The sequence below is a fragment of the Ruegeria sp. CH10 genome (genome assembly GCF_056537125.1).
Genome location: NZ_JBQFQY010000006.1, coordinates 158,716 through 175,963, shown reverse-complemented (window position 1 = coordinate 175,963; position 17,248 = coordinate 158,716). Strand labels below are relative to the sequence as shown.

Below are 17,248 nucleotides of genomic sequence, written 5' to 3'. Positions count from 1 at the left end.
GGCCCAGCGGGGCCATGGGTTCAATGGGTGTCAGCCCTGATCAAAGGCGTTTTCGATGATTTGAACCGCACCCGTCCCATCCACCAGTGCCGCGTCGAACCGGGCATTGGTCAATTGCCCATTGGGTTCCGTTTCCAGAAACTGAGAGGCAGAAGCATAGATGCGATCCATCTGACGGCGGCTGATCCGGGCGGCTGCGGCCTCAAAACTTTTGCTTTTCTTGACCTCGATGAACACGATCCCGTCTGCGTTCCGCGCAATCAGGTCGATCTCACCCCCGGGCCCACGCCAGCGGCGCTGCGCGATAGAAAACCCGAGCCGTTCGTAATGGGAGGCAACCTGCTGTTCTGCCGCTTGCCCGGCGTGATAGGACACCGAACTTCGGACAGATTGCGCAGTCATATCATCTCTTTCCCAGCTTCAAAGCCTTTTGATAGATCGGGCGGCGCGGCAGCTTGTACATCTCTGACACCAGATCCGCCGCATCCCGAACCGAATGGGTTTCCAAGGCTTTCTTCAAAGCTTCTTCTATGTCGGATTCGTTAATAGTTTCCGAATGCCCACGGTCCACAAGCAAGACAATCTCACCTTTGACCGTCTCATCCTGCAGGGCCTCCGCCAGCTCTGCCAAGGTTCCGCGCCGGACCTCTTCGAATTTCTTGGTCAATTCGCGGCACAGGGCCGCCGGGCGGTCGGGGCCCAGCACCTCGGCCAGATCGGACAGGCAGGCCGCGACGCGTTTGGGCGATTCGTAGAACACAAGCGTGCCGGGGATGTCGCGCAGGGCTTCAATCCGAGTTCGACGTGCACCCGACGCATTTGGCAAAAAGCCCGCGAAAAAGAATGCGTCGGTCGGCAGGCCCGCCAGTGTCAGCGCCATCAAAGCCGCCGAAGGGCCCGGCGCGCAAGTCACCACATGCCCGGCCTCAGCCGCTTGCCGCCCCAGATCATAGCCCGGATCGGCAATCAGGGGCATTCCGGCCTCGGACGCGTAAGCCACCGATTTTCCCTCGGCCAGCGCATCCAGAATCTTTCCACGCGCACCCGCGCCGCTGTGATCGTGATAGGCCAGGATGCGGCGCCCTTCCAGCGGGACGCCGTGAATCTCCATCAACCGGCGCAGGCTGCGGGTGTCTTCGGCAGCAATCACATCCGCCGAGGCCAGAACGTCCAGCGCCCTCAGCGTAATGTCGCGCGCTGTCCCGATCGGAGTGGCAACAAAATACAGGCCCGCGCCCAATCTGACTTTTTGGTGATTCAAAGCTGGACCCTCACAGCGTGACGTCTATTATCGCGACCCAATAGATTGGCGGTATCACAAGCCGTTGGGACAGGGAGTTTTCATTCAGATGTTTACCGTTTGCAAGCCCGTTCGCAAGCTGGCACGTACCGCCGCCGTTTTGGCCACCGCAGCTTTCCTTGCCGCGTGTGAGGTTGGCACCATTGGCGGCGGCCCGTCGATCAACACATCCGAACCTGTCCCCGTCGCCCTGCTGGTGCCCGCCGGATCGGGTCAGGCAGGCGATGCAGCGCTGGCACGCAGTCTGGAAAACGCGGCCCGTCTGGCAATGTCCGATCTGCAGAACGTCAAGATTGACTTGCGCGTCTACGATACCCGCGGCAGCTCGAACACAGCAGCCGAGGTGGCGCAGCGGGCTGTGGCCGACGGGGCCAAGATCATCTTGGGGCCGGTTTACGCGCAGGCGGCAAACTCAGCCGGGCTCGCCGTGCTGAACAACAACGTCAACGTGCTGTCCTTCTCGAACAATACCAGCATCGCGGGCGGCAATGTATTCGTATTGGGCCCGACCTTTGACAACACCGCCAATCGGCTGGTCGGCTTTGCCGGATCGCAGGGCAAGAACAACATGGTCATCCTGCACAGCAATGATGCGGCGGGCCAGTTGGGGCAGGCCGCTATTTCCACGGCTCTCAGCAGCAGCCGCGTGAATAATGCTGGCGCGGTTGGCTACGACCGCTCGCAGCAGGGCGTCATCAACTCGGTCCCATCCGTCAAGGCAGCGGTCGACGCATCAGGAGCGGACTCGCTGTTCATGACAGCCACCACAGCGGGTGCATTGCCGCTGTTCAGCCAGCTGCTGCCCGAGGCAGGTGTTTCGCCCGCGACCACACAGTTTATCGGTCTGACCCGCTGGGATATTCCGCCGCAAACGCTGGAACTGCCAGGCGTGCAGGGCGGCTGGTTTGCGCTGCCCGACCCGTCCAAGGCGCAGGCCTATCGCCAGCGCTACAACAACACCTATGGTGAGGCACCACACCCGATCAGCGGGCTGGCCTATGATGGAATCGCTGCAATCGGTGCACTGGTCAGCCAGGGCAAATCCAATGCGCTGACCGCTTCGGCGCTGACGCAAAACGCCGGTTTCCAGGGCGTTGGCGGCATCTTCCGCCTGCGTCCGAACGGTACGAATGAACGCGGTCTGGCTGTCGCCACGATCCAGAATAAACAGGTAATTGTGATTGACCCTGCCCCACAAAGCTTCTCAGGCGCCGGTTTCTGATCAAGCGGCGCTGACGCTGACCCCTAAGGGTGAGCTGATTTGCCCCGTCGATGACATCTTTGACAGCGCGGCTGTGTTGGCCCAACTGTCAGAGGCATTTGAAACGACGTCCGACAATGGCGCGCGGCGGAATGAGACCGTGCGCATTCTGCGTGCAGCCCAGAAAGCCGGGCGTCAGGCCATTGCCGACGCGTTTGACCAGCGCCCTTTTGCGGCACGTCCACTGACACATTCCTACACCTATCTGACCGATGGTCTGGTCTGCACGGCGATGAAAGTCGCCAGCGAATACCTGCACCCGCTGGCCACGCCCACCCAGGGCGAAAAGATCGCCGTGATGGCCGTTGGCGGCTATGGCCGGGGTGAAATGGCCCCATCCTCGGATGTGGATTTGCTGTTTCTGACGCCTTACAAGATCACCGCCTGGGCCGAGAGCGTGATTGAATCCATGCTCTATATCCTGTGGGATTTGCGGCTTAAGGTCGGGCATTCCTCGCGTACCATCAAGGATTGTCTGCGCCTTGGGGCCGAAGATTTCACCATCCGCACCTCCATGCTGGAACTGCGTTATCTGGCCGGGGATCAGGCACTTGGGGCCGAGTTGGACACCCGCCTGAAATCGGACCTGTTCAAGGGCAGCGAGCGGCAGTTTATCGAGGCCAAGCTACAGGAACGCGACGAGCGCCACCTGAAGCAGGGCCAGCGCTATATGGTTGAACCCAATGTGAAAGAGGGCAAGGGCGGGCTGCGCGATCTGCAATCGCTCTACTGGATCGCCAAGTATATCTATGGCGTGCAGGACGTGGCCGAGCTGGTGCCGCTGGGCCTGTTTACACGTGACGAGTTCAACACCTTTGTGCAGGCCGAGGATTTCCTGTGGGCCGTCCGATCGCACCTGCATCTGGTCACCGGGCGGGCCACGGAACAGCTGACATTCGACATGCAGGTCGAGGTCGCCGCCCGCATGGGGTACGAAGACCGCGCCGGTCGTCGCGCGGTCGAAGTGTTCATGCAGCGCTATTTCCGCGAGGCCACCCGCGTGGGGGAACTGACGCGGATTTTCCTGACCAAGCTGGAGGCGACCCATATGAAGGGCGCGCCCCTGCTGGAGCGCATCTTTCGCCGCCGCCCGCGGGTCAAGGCAGGTTATACGGTGGTCCATGGCCGTCTGGACGTAGCTGACCCGGATGCATTTCTGACCGACAAGCTGAACCTCTTGCGCCTGTTCGAAGAGGGGCTGCGAACGGGTATGCTGATCCACCCGGACGCAATGCGGCTGGTCAGCGCCAACCTGCACCTGATCGATGACGATATGCGCGAGAACAAGGAAGCGCAGCGCATATTCCTGGATCTGATGCTGAAACACGGCAACCCCGAACGGGCCCTGCGTCGGATGAACGAACTGGGCGTTCTGTCAGCCTTTTTGCCGGAATTTGAACACATCGTGGCGATGATGCAGTTCAACATGTATCACAGCTATACGGTGGACGAGCATACCATCCAGTGCATCGTCAACCTCAACCAGATCGAATGCGGAGAGCTGGTGGAATCCCTGCCCCTGGCCTCATCGATCCTGAAAGAGGGCGTCAACCGCAAGGTTCTGTATGTCGCCCTGCTGATCCATGACATCGCCAAGGGACGGCCCGAGGATCACTCGATCCTGGGGGCGCAGATGGCCCGCAAAATCGCCCCCCGGCTGGGTCTGAACAAGACGGATGCGGAAACCGTCGAATGGCTGGTGCGCTATCACCTGCTGATGTCAGACATGGCGCAAAAACGGGACATCTCTGACCCGCGCACCGTGCGCGACTTTGCCAAGGCGGTGAAAACGGTCAAGCGGCTGGATTTGCTGACCGTGCTGACCGTCTGCGACATTCGCGGGGTGGGGCCGAACACCTGGAACAACTGGAAAGCAACCCTGCTGCGGGCGCTGCATGCGGAAACCAAGCGGGCGCTTGAGACAGGGATGGAGGACCTCAACCGCGCCAACCGCGGGACCGAGGCCAAGAAAGCCCTGCGCGCGGCGCTGGCGGATTGGTCCAAGTCGGACCTCAAGGTCGAAACCGGCCGGCATTACCCGCCCTATTGGCAGGGTCTGAACCTGTCGACCCATGTAGAATTTGCCGACATGCTGCGGGCGCTGGAACAAAACGGCGATCCGGGTGAGGTGGAAATCCGCCTGCAACCTGACGAAGACCGCGACGCCACCCGTGCCTGCTTCGCCATGGGCGACCACCCCGGCATTTTCGCACGTATCGCCGGGGCGCTGGCACTAGTGGGGGCCAACGTGGTGGATGCACGCAGCTATACGACCAAGGACGGCTACGTCACCGATGCGTTCTGGATTCAGGACGCCGACGGCCATCCCTTTGAATCCAGCCGCCTGCCACGTCTGACGCAGATGATCCACAAAACGCTCAAGGGTGAGGTCGTGGCCCGCGACGCGCTGAAATCGCGTGACAAGATCAAGAAACGCGAGCGCGCCTTTAACGTGCCCACTCATGTCACCTTCGACAATGACGGGTCCGAGATTTACACGATCATCGAGGTTGACACCCGCGACCGCCCCGGTCTGCTTTATGACCTGACGCGGACGCTGGCGGCAGCCAATGTCTATATCGCCAACGCCGTCATCGCGACCTATGGCGAACAGGTGGTCGACACCTTCTACGTCAAGGACATGTTCGGGCTGAAATACCATTCGGAGAGCAAGCAGCGCGGGCTTGAGGCCAAGCTGCGCAAAGCCATCACCGAGGGCGCCGAGCGCGCGGAATCATGAAGCAGATCCGGCTGTTTTCAGGCCTGTTCACGGTCGGGTTCTGGACGCTGGCCAGCCGCGTACTGGGCTTTTTGCGAGAGATTCTGCTGACAGCCTATATCGGTCCGGGCCCGGTGATGGATGCCTTTGTCGCGGCTTTCCGCCTGCCCAATATGTTCCGCCGGTTCTTTGCCGAGGGCGCGTTCAACGCGGCCTTCGTCCCGATGTTTTCCAAACGGTTGGAAGGCGACGAGAACGCCGAAGGTTTCGCGCAGGATGCGTTCAACCTGTTGGCCGCCGCCGTGCTGACTTTGGTCGGTCTGGCGATGGTGTTCATGCCTGCGCTCATTTGGTTCACCGCGCAGGGGTTTTATGGCGACGAACGGTTCGATCTGGCGGTGGATTACGGCTATGTGGTCTTTCCCTATATCCTGTTCATGTCGCTGGCAGCACTGTTTTCGGGTGTCCTGAATGCTACGGGCCGCTTTGCCGCGGCAGCTGCAGCGCCCGTTCTGTTGAACATCTTTGCCTGCACCGCCCTGATCGCCGGCGCCATATCGGGGGGTGAAGTCGTCCGCTGGCTGATCGCCGTTATCCCCGTGGCCGGAGTTGCGCAACTGGCGCTGGTCTGGGTCGCGACCGAGCGCGCGGGTATTCGCATCCGCCCCGGCCTGCCAAAGCTCAGCCCCGAGATGCGACACATGGTACGCATCGCCGTTCCCGCAGCGCTCGCCATGGGGGTCACTCAGGTCAATCTGGTGGTGGGTCAGTTGGTCGCCTCGCAAACGGAAAAGGCGGTCAGCTGGCTGTTTGCGGCGGATCGTCTGTATCAATTGCCTTTGGGCGTGGTGGGCATTGCGGTGGGCATCGTGTTGCTGCCCGACCTGTCGCGCCGTCTGCGGGCCGGGGACAAAGATGGCGCGCGCAACGCTTATTCCCGGGCCGGAGAGTTCACGTTGCTGCTGACGCTGCCCTCGACCGTCGCCTTCATTGTCATGCCCGGCCCCATCGTATCGGTCCTGTTCGAACGCGGGCAGTTCACGCCGCAGGACACAACGGCCACGGCGCTGGCCGTGGCGATCTATGGCATCGGCCTGCCCGCCTTCATGCTGCAAAAGCTGCTTCAACCGCTGTATTTCGCGCGTGAGAATACGCGGACCCCGTTCCACTATGCTGTGGTCGCCATGATCGTGAATGCGGTGCTGGCCTTTGGTCTGTACCCGCTGGTGGGTTGGATTGCACCCGCGATTGCGGCCTCGACTGCCGGGTGGGCCATGGTCGCGCTTTTGGCTTTTGGCGCGCGCCACATGGGCGAAGAGGCGCAGTTCGACGCCCGGTTCAAACGCCGGGTGTGGCGGATTGTGGCCGCGTCGCTTGGGATGGGAGTGGTCCTTTTTGCCGCCCTTCAGCTGTTCGGCTGGACGCTGGGCCTGCCCGGCTGGCGCTATCTGGCACTGCTTATTCTGATCATGGTGGCCGCGGTCTCGTATTTCGGTCTGGGCCACCTGTTGCGCGCGTTTGAACTGTCAGAGTTCAAAAAGGCCCTACGTCGGTCCTGATCAGTCTCGGCGAATGCGCCGCACGATCCGCGCCCAACCGCCCGGAGCCAGAAAGAAAGACAGCCCAAACCCGGTCGCGAACCCGCCCAGATCGGCAATCCAGTCAGACGTACCGCCGAACAGCAGGCCAAAGACCAGTTGGATGCCCATAAGTGCCGCAATCAGCCCAAAGGCCCGCGATTGGTTTTCTCCCACCAAGGACAGCTTGCGCCACAGCAGCCAAGTGAACGCCCCGATCAGACCATAGACCGGAGGGAAACCGCCAACGAGCGGATAGCGCGGGTCCAGCAGCAGGGCATAGGCCAATGCACCACCGACGCCGGACAGCACAAAAATGACCAACATCTGGAATCCACCAAAGACTTCGGCCACCATTTTGCCCATGGCCAGCAGGAAAACGCATACAAAGACGGCCTGCGTAAAGCTGCCCGAGACGAACGGGTAGGTCACAAATCGGATCAGATGTTCAAACGACCAGCGCCCGTTTTCCATCATCCAGTCGAAAATATCGGGGGAAAACGAATAGCTCTGCAGCGCATCCAGCCGCCAGCCGACGGCACCGGGCCCTCCGATCAGGCCGCGGCTGCCCAGCGTAAAGGCCAGTTCGATCCCCATGATAAACAGAACCAGCGCCACCACCACGGGCGGCAGGGGGTTCACGGCGGGTGTATAATGCTCACTGCTCATTGGGCTGGCCTTTCGCGGCTGTTGACGTCCCTTGGCCTCATGGGTAAGCGACGGGGGCTGATTTTTCCAGACGGGAGTTCCCTTCGATGACCGAGACCCAGTTCACACCGCGCGTGTTTTCCGGCATCCAGCCGTCGGGGAACCTGCACCTTGGCAATTATCTGGGGGCGCTCAAGCGGTTCGTGGATATGCAGGGCGAAGACTATGAGACCATCTATTGCATGGTCGATCTGCACGCCATCACCGTCTGGCAGGACCCGGCCCGTCTGCGTGAAAAAACACGCGAGGTCTGCGCAGGTTTCATCGCCGCCGGACTGGACCCGGAAAAATCGATCCTGTTCAACCAAAGCCAGGTGCCCGAGCACACGCAACTGGCGTGGATTTTCAACTGTATCGCCCGCATGGGCTGGATGCAGCGGATGACGCAGTTCAAGGACAAGGCGGGCAAGAATGCGCAGAACGCCTCGCTGGGTCTGTTTGCCTATCCGGCACTGATGGCAGCGGATATCCTGATCTATCACGCGACCCATGTGCCGGTGGGCGAAGATCAGAAACAGCATCTGGAACTGACCCGCGACATCGCGATCAAGTTCAACCACGACTATGGCGTTGATTTCTTTCCCGTGACCGAGCCCGTGATCGGCGGCCCCGCGCCGCGCGTGATGAACCTGCGGGATGGGTCGCGCAAGATGTCGTCCTCGGACCCGTCGGACATGACCCGGATCAACATGACCGATGACGCCGACACAATCGCCAAGAAAATCCGCAAGGCCAAGACCGACCCGGATGCCCTGCCCTCTGAGGTGGATGGCCTGTCCGAGCGCCCCGAGGCCCGCAATCTGGTGAACATCTACGCAGCCCTCAGCGATCAGACCGCCGCACAGGTTCTGGCCGAGGTCGGCGGCAAACAGTTTGGTGAGTTCAAGCCGATGCTGGCGGAACTGGCGGTGTCAAAACTTGGCCCGATCTCGTCCGAGATGGCCCGCCTGATGGGCGAAGAGGCCGAGATTGACCGGATTTTGGCCAAAGGTGCCGAAAAAGCCCGCGCCGTCGCCGCCCCGATCCTGCAGCAGACCTACGAAATCGCGGGCATGGTTGGCGCGAAACAGGGCTGATTGCTCTGGACGTTGCCGCAACGTCTTCCTAGGTTTGCCGCAAAGCTTGGGAGGGCGTCATGGCAGTCGGCAAAAACATCCGCACCTATTTCGAAGGTCAGTGGCATGACGGGGACGCCCCCATCATGCGCGCGGCTGATCATGGCGCGTGGCTGGGATCATCGGTGTTTGACGGTGCGCGGTATTTTGACGGGCTGGCCCCCGATCTTGAGGCCCATTGCGCCCGCGTAAACCGATCTGCCGAGGCGCTGATGCTAACCCCTTTCGTGACGACCGAACAGATGGTCGAGATCGTTCGCGAAGGTCTGCAAAGCTTTTCCCGCGATGCCGCCGTTTATATTCGCCCGATGTATTGGGGTATCGATGGCGACGCGACCGCCATCGTACCTTTGGAAAACAGCACCGGCTTTGCCATCTGCCTTGAGGAAATCCCGATGGCGCCCGAAAGCGCCTCGGCCACCTTGGGATATACGCGGTTCCGCCGTCCGGTTCTGGAATCGGCGGTCGTGAACGCCAAGGCCGGGTGCCTTTACCCCAACAATGCCCGGATGCTGCAAGAGGTGCGCTCCAAAGGGTTCTCGAACGCGTTGGTGGCGGATGCGTTGGGCCATGTGGCCGAAACGGCGACGGCCAACATCTTTATGGTCCGGGATGGAGAGGTTTTCACGCCCACCCCAAACGGTACGTTTCTGGCTGGAATCACCCGCGCGCGCCATATCGAAAACCTGCGTGCCGACGGCTTGACCGTACACGAAGCCATCCTCAGCTTTGATGATTTCCACAAGGCCGATGAGGTGTTCATGACCGGCAACATGAGCAAGATCACCCCGGTCACTGCGCTGGAGGATACGCAATATCAGGTCGGTCCCATCGCCCGCCGCGCGCGCGAGTTGTATTGGGATTGGGCTGCCAGCGCGGGTTAGGCATCTGTTGCCAGTCCCCGTCAGGTCAGGCATGATCGCCCGAAATGAATGAGGACACCCATGCGTAAGTTCCTGGTCGTATTGGATGACAGCCGCGAATGCCTGAACGCGATGCGCTTTGCTGCCATGCGCGCCGCCCATACTGGGGGCGGTGTGACGATCTTGTCGGTCATCCCGCCGGATGAGTTCAACCATTGGATCGGCGTGGCCGAAGTGATGCGCGAAGAAGCCCGCGAACGTATCCATGCCCATTACGAGGTTTTCGCCAAATGGATGCGCGACAAACAGGGCGTCGATCCGGAGCTGGCCATTCGCGAAGGCGACCCTGTGCCACAGATCATCGAGCACGTGCAATCCGATCCTGAGATCGGCGTGCTGGTCCTTGGGGCTGGTGTTGAAAAGAAAGGCCCCGGTCCGCTGGTGACGCAGTTGACCAAGAACTCGGGCAGCCTGCCGATCCCGATCACCATCGTTCCCGGCGATCTGAGCAAGGAAAAGCTGGAAGAGATCACCTAGGGGCCGCCCATGCCGCGCAGCATCCAGTTCTGGTTCGAATTCGCCTCGACCTATTCCTATCTCAGCGCGATGCGGATCGAGGAACTGGCGAAAGGTCGCGGGGTAACAGTCGAATGGCATCCCTTTTTGCTGGGGCCGATCTTTGCAGCGCAGGGGTGGGACAACTCTCCGTTCAACCTCTACCCCGCCAAAGGGCGCTATATGTGGCGGGATATGGAACGTTTGTGCGCGCAACGCGGCCTGGCCTTTGTCCGGCCTGATCCTTTTCCGCAAAACGGCCTGAAAGCGGCGCGGCTGGTGTTGGCAATTGATGATCCAGTGCGCAAAGCGGCGTTTGTCCGGGCGGTCTATTCCGCCGAATTCGCGCATGGCCTGACTATTTCCGACGATGCGACCCTGACGAAATGTCTGGAACAGGTCGGATTGCCGCCCGAAACACTGGACCGGACGCAGGACCCCGCGATCAAAACCGCGTTGATTGACCAGACGAAGACCGCGCAAGAAAAGGGTCTGTTCGGTGCGCCCAGCTTTGTGGTGGGGGATGAACTGTTCTGGGGCGATGACCGGTTGGACGCAGCTGTGCAACTGGCCGCTGAAATTTAGAACCGTTCCAAATCTTGACTTCCCCGGCCCGGACCCGCATATCAGAGACAACCCAAACGGAGCCGCGCCATGTTCATCCAGACTGAATCCACGCCGAACCCTGCAACGCTGAAATTCCTGCCCGGCCAAACCGTGCTGGCCGCAGGCACAGCGGATTTTCCATCAGCCGAAGCTGGTGAGAAGTCACCTCTGGCAAAGCGGATTTTCGGGGTGAATGGCGTCACGGGAGTGTTCTTTGGCAATGACTTTGTCACTGTGACCAAATCGGATGACGTTCAGTGGGATCACATCAAACCGGCGATCCTTGGCGCAGTTATGGAACATTACCAGTCCGGCCAGCCGATCATGGCAGATGAGGCAAGCGCAGCGTCCGGCCATGCTGAACATACAGGCGAAAATGCTGAAATCGTGGACCAGATCAAGGATCTGCTGGACACGCGCGTGCGCCCGGCAGTGGCCCAGGATGGCGGTGACATCACGTTCCACGGGTTTGATCGCGGCGTTGTCTACCTGCACATGCAAGGCGCTTGTGCCGGGTGCCCTTCATCCTCGCTGACGCTGAAAATGGGGATCGAGAACCTGCTGCGCCACTACATTCCCGAAGTGACCGAGGTCCGCCCCGTTGCCGTCTGACCCGCTGATTCTGGCGTTTGACACATCGGCCGCGCATTGCGCGGCCGCTTTGTTGCGGGGTGACACGATTGTGGTGTCACGCAGCGAATCCATGACACGTGGGCAAGCCGAACGGTTGATGCCCTTGCTCGAAGAGGTGCTGGCCGAGGGCGACTGCACATGGCGCGACCTGACAGCAATCGGCGTGGGCATCGGGCCGGGAAATTTCACCGGCATCCGCATCTCGGTCTCAGCTGCCCGCGGACTGGCCCTTGGGCTTGGTATTCCGGCCGTGGGCGTATCCGGCTTTGACGCGCTGGCCGAGACCGGCGCGGGCCTGCCTGCAATCCGCGCCCCGCGTGATCAGGTCTATGTGGCGCAGCCCGGTCAGGGTCCAATGCTGATGGCGCTGGATCAGGCGGAAACGCTGGGGAATTTGCTGCTGAACGACGACTCCGAAGTTCAGGTCAGGGCCATCGCCCGCGTTGCCGCGCGCAATTGGCAGACCGTGACCACCGCCCCGGCCCCTCTCTATGTGCGTCCGGCGGATGCGGCCCCGCCCAAAGACCTGCCGCCTGTGTTGCTGGACGGATGAGCCCCGAGGACCTGGCCCAAACGCACGCGGCAGCCTTTACCCAATCGCGCCCATGGACGGCACAGGAATTCGCCGATCTGCTAGAGAATCGATTCACACATTTCGTCGGAACGGCTGATTCTTTTGCCCTGTTTCAGGTCATCGCGGATGAGGCGGAATTGCTGACAATCGCCACCCATCCCGATCATCAACGGCAAGGTCTGGCGTTGCGCTGCATGCAAAACTGGCATGCACAGGCGCGAATATTAGGCGCAACCCGCGCGTTTTTGGATGTTGCAGCCGACAATCAGCCCGCCATCGGCCTGTACGAACAGTGTGGATACAGCCCCTGCGGGCGTCGCAAAAGCTACTATCTACGCGAAAACAATCAGAAAATAGACGCCATTGTCATGGAATGCGGGCTGGCTTAGCCATCCCACTAAAGTTTTTTCGACCAATTGGTCAAAAATCAGTTGACCGCACCGGTTGCAAACGGCCTTAATTCCCGCCATCACAACGGATATGCTCGCTCACAGTGGGTAATCGGGGCTATCTTGGCCCCGACCGACAATAACCAACGGGAGTAACAAATGACCCTGATGAAATCCTTGATGGGCGCTGCCGCCGCCGTCGCTCTGACCGCAGGTGCAGCCATGGCCGAACCGGCCCTGATCTTTGACCTGGGTGGCAAGTTTGACAAATCGTTCAACGAAGCAGCCCATAACGGCGCGTCTCGCTGGGCCGAAGAAACCGGCGGCACCTATCGTGAGATCGAGATGCAGTCCGAAGCCCAGCGTGAGCAGGCCCTGCGCCGCTTTGCCGAGGCCGGTCTGAACCCCGTCATCACCATGGGTTTCGGCATGGCCGATCCGCTGTCCGCTGTTGCGCCTGACTATCCCGATACAACTTTTGTCGTGGTCGACGTCACGTGGCTGGACGCGCCGAACATCCGTCAGGTTGGTTTTGCTGAGCACGAAGGCTCGTATCTGGTGGGCATGATGGCCGCCATGGCGTCCGAGTCGGGCACCGTGGGCTTTATCGGCGGAATGGATGTTCCGCTGATCCGCCACTTTGGCTGTGGCTATGCGCAAGGCGCCAAAGCCGTGAACCCCGATATTGAGGTTGTTGCCAACATGACCGGCACCACCCCGGCGGCGTGGAACGATCCGGTGAAGGGCTCGGAACTGACCAAGGCGCAGATCAGCCAGGGCGCTGACGTGATCTATGCAGCCGCAGGCGGCACCGGTGTTGGCGTTCTGCAAACCGCTGCTGACGAGGGCATCCTGTCGATCGGCGTGGACAGCAACCAGAACCACCTGCACCCGGGCAAGGTTCTGACCTCGATGCTGAAACGCGTGGACGTGGCTGTGTACGAAGCCATGAAAGCGGGTGACAATGTTGAAACCGGCGTCTTCACCATGGGCCTGTCCGAAGATGGCGTTGGCTATGCGATGGACGAAAACAACGCGTCGCTGGTGTCGGACGACATGAAAGCCGCCGTTGACAAGGCCCGTCAGGACATCATCGACGGCAACGTCTCGGTGACCAGCTACTATGAGAACGACAGCTGCCCGGCACTGCAGTTCTGATCTTACGCGGGGCGGGGGTTTAACCTCCGCCCTGTCTCCACTCTGCCGCGAGCTGCGCGGCCCTTTCGGCAACCCAAGGACAAGACATGACCGTCCCCGCCATTGAGCTTAAGGGCATTTCCAAAGCCTTTGGGCCGGTTCAGGCCAACAAAGACATCTCCATCAGCGTCGCCCCCGGAACGATCCACGGGATCATTGGCGAAAACGGTGCGGGCAAATCCACGCTGATGAGCATCCTCTACGGTTTCTACAAGGCCGATAAGGGCGAGATCTGGATCAACGGGAAAAAGACCGAGATCCCAGACAGCCAGGCCGCGATTGCGGCGGGCATCGGCATGGTGTTCCAGCATTTCAAACTGGTTGAGAATTTCACCGTTCTGGAAAATATCGTGCTTGGTGCCGAAGACGGTGGCCTGCTGGCCCCGTCGCTGGCCAAGGCCCGAAAAGAACTGAAGGCGCTGGAAGAGGAATACGAGCTGTTCGTCGACCCCGACAAGCGCATCGACGAGATCGGCGTAGGCATGCAGCAGCGGGTGGAAATCCTGAAGGCGCTGTATCGCAAGGCCGAGATTCTGATTTTGGACGAACCCACCGGCGTGCTGACCCCCGCCGAGGCGGATCAGCTGTTCCGCATCCTCGACCGGCTGCGGTCCGAAGGGAAAACCATCATCGTGATCACGCATAAACTGCGCGAGATCATGGAAAACACCGACACCGTCTCGGTCATGCGCCGTGGTGAGATGACGGCCACCGTGAAAACGGCCGAGACCAACCCACAGGAGCTGGCCGAGTTGATGGTGGGCCGCAAGGTGCTGCTACAGGTCGACAAGGTGCCCGCAAAACCGGGGCAGCCCGTGCTTGAGGTGGAAAACCTGCGGGTCTTCGATTCAGCCGGTGTTGAACGTGTCAAAGGCATCGATCTGACTGTCCGCGCCGGTGAGATTGTTGGCATTGCCGGTGTTGCGGGCAACGGGCAGTCGGAATTGCTTGAGGTGCTGGGCGGGATGCGCCCCGGTCAGGGCGAGATTCGCCTGAACGGCACGCCACTTGCGCTGTCTGGTGCCGGATCAGACGGTCAGGCCCGGCGCGCGCGCGGCATCGCCCATGTGCCCGAAGACCGTCAGCGCGAGGGTCTGATCATGGACTTCCACGCGTGGGAGAACGTGGCCTTTGGCTATCACCGCGATCCGGCCTACAAGCGCGGCCTCTTCATGAACAACGCCGCCCTGCGCGCCGATACCGAGCGCAAGATTGAAAAGTTCGATGTGCGCCCGCCCAATGGCTGGCTGTCGGCCAAAAGCTTTTCGGGTGGCAATCAGCAAAAGATCGTCGTCGCGCGCGAGATTGAGCGGAACCCCGATCTGCTGCTGGTCGGCCAGCCGACCCGCGGCGTGGACATTGGCGCGATCGAGTTCATTCACAAACAGATCGTCGCCCTGCGCGATCAGGGCAAGGCGATCCTGCTGGTCTCGGTCGAGCTGGAAGAGATCTTCTCACTCTCCGACCGGATCGCGGTGATGTTTGACGGACATATCATGGGCGAGCGCCTGCCCCATGAGACAGATGAAAAAGAGCTGGGCCTGCTGATGGCCGGTGTTGCGGGAAAGGCCGCGTGAAGCATGGATAAAATGCCCAAATGGGCCGATGTCGTTCTGATCCCGCTGATCAGTCTGATCCTGGCCGCAATTCTCTCGGCGCTGGTGATCCTCGCCATTGGTGAAAACCCGTGGGACGCCCTCAAGACCATGGTCACGGGCGCGCTTGGGTCGACCTATGGCTGGGGCTATACGCTGTATTACGCAACCAATTTCATGTTCACCGGACTGGCCGTGGCCGTGGCCTTTCATGCCCGCCTGTTCAACATTGGCGGTGAAGGTCAGGCCATGTTGGGCGGGCTGGGCGTCGCCTTTGTCTGTCTTTACCTTCCCTGGCCGCATTGGAGCGTCGCCCTGCTGGCCGCTTGTGTGGGCTCGGCCCTGTTCGGGGCGGCCTGGGCTGCGATCCCGGCCTATCTTCAGGCCAAGCGCGGCAGCCATATCGTGATCACCACGATCATGTTCAACTTTATCGCGGCGGCCTTCCTGAACTATATGCTGGTCAACGTGATGCGCCCGCAGGGGTCGCAAGACCCCGCCACCGCGCGATTCCCCGATGCGGTTCACCTGCCGACCTTCCAATCCATGTTCTCGACCGCGGAAAACGTGATGTTCCGGGGCGCACCTGCGAACATCTCGTTCTTCGTGGCCATTCTGGCCTGTGTTGTCGTCTGGGCACTGATCTGGCGCACGCGGCTGGGCTATGAAATCCGCGCTTATGGGCATTCCGAGACCGGGGCGGTCTATGCCGGGATTTCGCCCGTCCGCATCACCATCATCGCCATGCTGATCTCGGGCGCGCTGGCCGGGATGATGGCAATCAACAACGTGATGGGTGAGGCTGAGCGGCTGGTTTTGAACGCAACCGAAGGCGCCGGGTTCATCGGCATCGCCGTGGCCTTGATGGGTCGGTCGCATCCTTTCGGCGTGTTCCTGGCGGCGCTTTTGTTCGGCTTCCTCTATCAGGGCGGGGCCGAACTGGCCCTTTGGACGTCGATCCCGCGTGAGCTGATCGTTGTCATTCAGGCCCTCGTGATCCTGTTCACCGGCGCGCTGGACAACATGGTCCGCATGCCGCTTGAGAAACTGTTCCTGAGCGCCCGGAAGGGAGCACAATGATGGAGGTTTTCGTAACACTCATTCAGGTTCTCGATTCCACGGTACGGCTGGCGGTGCCTTTGTTGTTGGCCTGTCTTGCGGGGCTTTATTCGGAACGGGCCGGGATCTTCGACATCGGGCTGGAAGGCAAAATGCTGATGGCTGCCTTCTTCTCGGCCGCAATCGCCGCCGTGACCGGATCAGTCTGGCTGGGGCTGCTTGCGGGCATTGGCGCTTCTCTGGTGCTGTCGGCGCTGCATGGGGTGGCCTCGATCACCTTCCGGGGCAATCAGCTGATTTCCGGCGTCGCCATCAACTTTCTGGCCTCGGGCCTGACCGTTCTGATCGCGCAGAGCTGGTTTCAGCAAGGGGGCCGCACGCCCTCGCTGTTTGGCGGAGCCCGATTTGAACCGATCGATTTCCCGTTTGCCGATGCCATCAGCGGGGTGCCGATCATCGGCCCGATCTATGCTGAGCTTCTGTCAGGCCATTCCATACTGGTCTACGCGGCCTTTCTGATGGTGCCGCTGACATGGTGGGTTCTGTATCGCACCCGGTTCGGCCTGCGCCTGCGCGCGGTTGGTGAAAACCCGGCTGCCGTGGATACGGCAGGGGTGTCTGTTGTGGGACTGCGCTTTGCCGCCGTTGCCATTTGTGGCGTCCTATGCGGGATCGCCGGGGCCTATCTGGCCACCGCGCTGCAAGCCGGTTTCGTCAAAGAAATGACCGCCGGGCGCGGGTTTATCGCGCTGGCGGCGCTGATCTTTGCGAAATGGCGGCCATGGCATGCGATGTGGGCCTGTCTGCTGTTTGGGCTGCTGCAAGCGGTTGCGTTGCGATTCCAGAACATCGATCTGGGCGGCGTGGTGATCCCGGTCCAGATGATGGACGCCCTGCCCTATATCCTGACGGTGGTCATTCTGGCCGGATTCGTGGGCAAGGCCACCCCTCCGCGCGCCGGTGGGGAACCCTATGTAAAAGAACGCTGACCAGTCCAGTTTTGACCGCGTGTCGGTCCAGTTCGCCGCAGTGCCGCATGCAGTGTTGATTTTGCATGCGGCAACCGCTCTAAAGAGGTATGAGTGTGTTTCCAGAAA

General features: G+C 60.8%; 17 protein-coding genes. 14 read left to right on the top strand and 3 right to left on the bottom strand.

Annotated elements, in window-relative coordinates; translation table 11 throughout:
* Positions 1 to 30: 30 nt before the first annotated feature.
* Together ACRZ94_RS17355 and rsmI are read right to left on the bottom strand one after the other, a co-directional pair.
* The gene (locus tag ACRZ94_RS17355; RefSeq protein WP_480797919.1) at positions 31 to 402 is read right to left on the bottom strand and encodes a YraN family protein; all 372 of its coding nucleotides are present in this window, start codon (positions 400 to 402) and stop codon (positions 31 to 33) included.
* A gap of 1 nt (position 403) precedes the next feature.
* Positions 404 to 1,261 carry a 16S rRNA (cytidine(1402)-2'-O)-methyltransferase gene (rsmI, locus tag ACRZ94_RS17350; protein WP_480797918.1) on the bottom strand — a complete coding sequence of 286 codons (858 nt, stop codon included), beginning with the start codon at positions 1,259 to 1,261 and terminating at the stop codon, positions 404 to 406.
* An 88-nt stretch (positions 1,262 to 1,349) separates the two neighbouring features.
* Here rsmI and ACRZ94_RS17345 point away from each other — a divergent pair, with 88 nt between their 5' ends.
* The 3 genes from ACRZ94_RS17345 to murJ are packed head-to-tail and all read left to right on the top strand — an operon-like array spanning position 1,350 to position 6,839.
* Entirely contained in the window at positions 1,350 to 2,522 is a 1,173-nt protein-coding gene (locus ACRZ94_RS17345; protein WP_480797917.1) for a penicillin-binding protein activator, read from the top strand.
* Entirely contained in the window at positions 2,482 to 5,301 is a 2,820-nt protein-coding gene (locus ACRZ94_RS17340) for a [protein-PII] uridylyltransferase (protein ID WP_480797916.1), read from the top strand. The genes ACRZ94_RS17345 and ACRZ94_RS17340 overlap by 41 nt, the downstream gene beginning before the upstream one ends.
* Positions 5,298 to 6,839 (top strand): murein biosynthesis integral membrane protein MurJ, encoded by a 1,542-nt coding sequence (gene murJ, locus ACRZ94_RS17335; RefSeq protein ID WP_480797915.1) that lies wholly within the window; start codon positions 5,298 to 5,300, stop codon positions 6,837 to 6,839. The genes ACRZ94_RS17340 and murJ overlap by 4 nt, the downstream gene beginning before the upstream one ends.
* Here the strand turns inward: murJ and ACRZ94_RS17330 are convergent, their stop codons facing one another.
* Positions 6,840 to 7,526 (bottom strand): rhomboid family intramembrane serine protease, encoded by a 687-nt coding sequence (locus ACRZ94_RS17330; protein ID WP_480655383.1) that lies wholly within the window; start codon positions 7,524 to 7,526, stop codon positions 6,840 to 6,842.
* Between the two features lie 86 nt (positions 7,527 to 7,612).
* Between ACRZ94_RS17330 and trpS the strand changes: the two genes are divergently transcribed.
* From trpS to ACRZ94_RS17275, 11 genes are all read left to right on the top strand, one after another.
* Positions 7,613 to 8,641: a tryptophan--tRNA ligase gene (trpS, locus tag ACRZ94_RS17325; RefSeq protein ID WP_480655385.1), complete on the top strand. Its 1,029-nt coding sequence runs from the start codon at positions 7,613 to 7,615 to the stop codon at positions 8,639 to 8,641.
* Positions 8,642 to 8,700: 59 nt separating this feature from the next.
* Entirely contained in the window at positions 8,701 to 9,564 is an 864-nt protein-coding gene (locus ACRZ94_RS17320) for a branched-chain amino acid aminotransferase (protein WP_480655386.1), read from the top strand.
* A 60-nt stretch (positions 9,565 to 9,624) separates the two neighbouring features.
* On the top strand, positions 9,625 to 10,080 hold the full coding sequence (locus tag ACRZ94_RS17315; RefSeq protein ID WP_209195306.1) for a universal stress protein: 456 nt from the start codon (positions 9,625 to 9,627) through the stop codon (positions 10,078 to 10,080).
* A gap of 9 nt (positions 10,081 to 10,089) precedes the next feature.
* Positions 10,090 to 10,683, top strand: coding sequence for a DsbA family protein (locus ACRZ94_RS17310; RefSeq protein ID WP_480655388.1), 594 nt, complete (start codon positions 10,090 to 10,092; stop codon positions 10,681 to 10,683).
* A 69-nt stretch (positions 10,684 to 10,752) separates the two neighbouring features.
* Positions 10,753 to 11,316: a NifU family protein gene (locus ACRZ94_RS17305; RefSeq protein ID WP_480655390.1), complete on the top strand. Its 564-nt coding sequence runs from the start codon at positions 10,753 to 10,755 to the stop codon at positions 11,314 to 11,316.
* Positions 11,306 to 11,890, top strand: a complete 585-nt coding sequence (gene tsaB / locus ACRZ94_RS17300) for a tRNA (adenosine(37)-N6)-threonylcarbamoyltransferase complex dimerization subunit type 1 TsaB (protein WP_480655392.1) — start codon at positions 11,306 to 11,308, stop codon at positions 11,888 to 11,890. The genes ACRZ94_RS17305 and tsaB overlap by 11 nt, the downstream gene beginning before the upstream one ends.
* Positions 11,887 to 12,300, top strand: a complete 414-nt coding sequence (locus ACRZ94_RS17295; protein ID WP_480655394.1) for a GNAT family N-acetyltransferase — start codon at positions 11,887 to 11,889, stop codon at positions 12,298 to 12,300. The genes tsaB and ACRZ94_RS17295 overlap by 4 nt, the downstream gene beginning before the upstream one ends.
* Positions 12,301 to 12,459: 159 nt before the next feature.
* Positions 12,460 to 13,458 (top strand): BMP family lipoprotein, encoded by a 999-nt coding sequence (locus ACRZ94_RS17290; RefSeq protein WP_480655396.1) that lies wholly within the window; start codon positions 12,460 to 12,462, stop codon positions 13,456 to 13,458.
* A gap of 86 nt (positions 13,459 to 13,544) precedes the next feature.
* On the top strand, positions 13,545 to 15,074 hold the full coding sequence (locus ACRZ94_RS17285; RefSeq protein WP_480655398.1) for an ABC transporter ATP-binding protein: 1,530 nt from the start codon (positions 13,545 to 13,547) through the stop codon (positions 15,072 to 15,074).
* Between the two features lie 3 nt (positions 15,075 to 15,077).
* Entirely contained in the window at positions 15,078 to 16,172 is a 1,095-nt protein-coding gene (locus tag ACRZ94_RS17280) for an ABC transporter permease (RefSeq protein WP_480797914.1), read from the top strand.
* Positions 16,172 to 17,140, top strand: a complete 969-nt coding sequence (locus ACRZ94_RS17275) for an ABC transporter permease (RefSeq protein WP_480797957.1) — start codon at positions 16,172 to 16,174, stop codon at positions 17,138 to 17,140. Before ACRZ94_RS17280 ends, ACRZ94_RS17275 begins: the two co-directional genes overlap by 1 nt.
* The last annotated feature ends 108 nt before the right edge of the window (positions 17,141 to 17,248 follow it).

What these genes read in the sequence shown, in the direction of transcription:
- ACRZ94_RS17355 (WP_480797919.1), bottom strand. Translation starts at nt 402, where the DNA reads ATGACTGCGCAATCTGTCCGAAGTTCGGTGTCCTATCACGCCGGGCAA.
- ACRZ94_RS17345 (WP_480797917.1), top strand. Translation starts at nt 1,350, where the DNA reads ATGTTTACCGTTTGCAAGCCCGTTCGCAAGCTGGCACGTACCGCCGCC.
- murJ (WP_480797915.1), top strand. Translation starts at nt 5,298, where the DNA reads ATGAAGCAGATCCGGCTGTTTTCAGGCCTGTTCACGGTCGGGTTCTGG.
- ACRZ94_RS17330 (WP_480655383.1), bottom strand. Translation starts at nt 7,526, where the DNA reads ATGAGCAGTGAGCATTATACACCCGCCGTGAACCCCCTGCCGCCCGTG.
- trpS (WP_480655385.1), top strand. Translation starts at nt 7,613, where the DNA reads ATGACCGAGACCCAGTTCACACCGCGCGTGTTTTCCGGCATCCAGCCG.
- ACRZ94_RS17320 (WP_480655386.1), top strand. Translation starts at nt 8,701, where the DNA reads ATGGCAGTCGGCAAAAACATCCGCACCTATTTCGAAGGTCAGTGGCAT.
- ACRZ94_RS17315 (WP_209195306.1), top strand. Translation starts at nt 9,625, where the DNA reads ATGCGTAAGTTCCTGGTCGTATTGGATGACAGCCGCGAATGCCTGAAC.
- ACRZ94_RS17310 (WP_480655388.1), top strand. Translation starts at nt 10,090, where the DNA reads ATGCCGCGCAGCATCCAGTTCTGGTTCGAATTCGCCTCGACCTATTCC.
- ACRZ94_RS17305 (WP_480655390.1), top strand. Translation starts at nt 10,753, where the DNA reads ATGTTCATCCAGACTGAATCCACGCCGAACCCTGCAACGCTGAAATTC.
- ACRZ94_RS17295 (WP_480655394.1), top strand. Translation starts at nt 11,887, where the DNA reads ATGAGCCCCGAGGACCTGGCCCAAACGCACGCGGCAGCCTTTACCCAA.
- ACRZ94_RS17290 (WP_480655396.1), top strand. Translation starts at nt 12,460, where the DNA reads ATGACCCTGATGAAATCCTTGATGGGCGCTGCCGCCGCCGTCGCTCTG.
- ACRZ94_RS17285 (WP_480655398.1), top strand. Translation starts at nt 13,545, where the DNA reads ATGACCGTCCCCGCCATTGAGCTTAAGGGCATTTCCAAAGCCTTTGGG.
- ACRZ94_RS17280 (WP_480797914.1), top strand. Translation starts at nt 15,078, where the DNA reads ATGGATAAAATGCCCAAATGGGCCGATGTCGTTCTGATCCCGCTGATC.
- ACRZ94_RS17275 (WP_480797957.1), top strand. Translation starts at nt 16,172, where the DNA reads ATGGAGGTTTTCGTAACACTCATTCAGGTTCTCGATTCCACGGTACGG.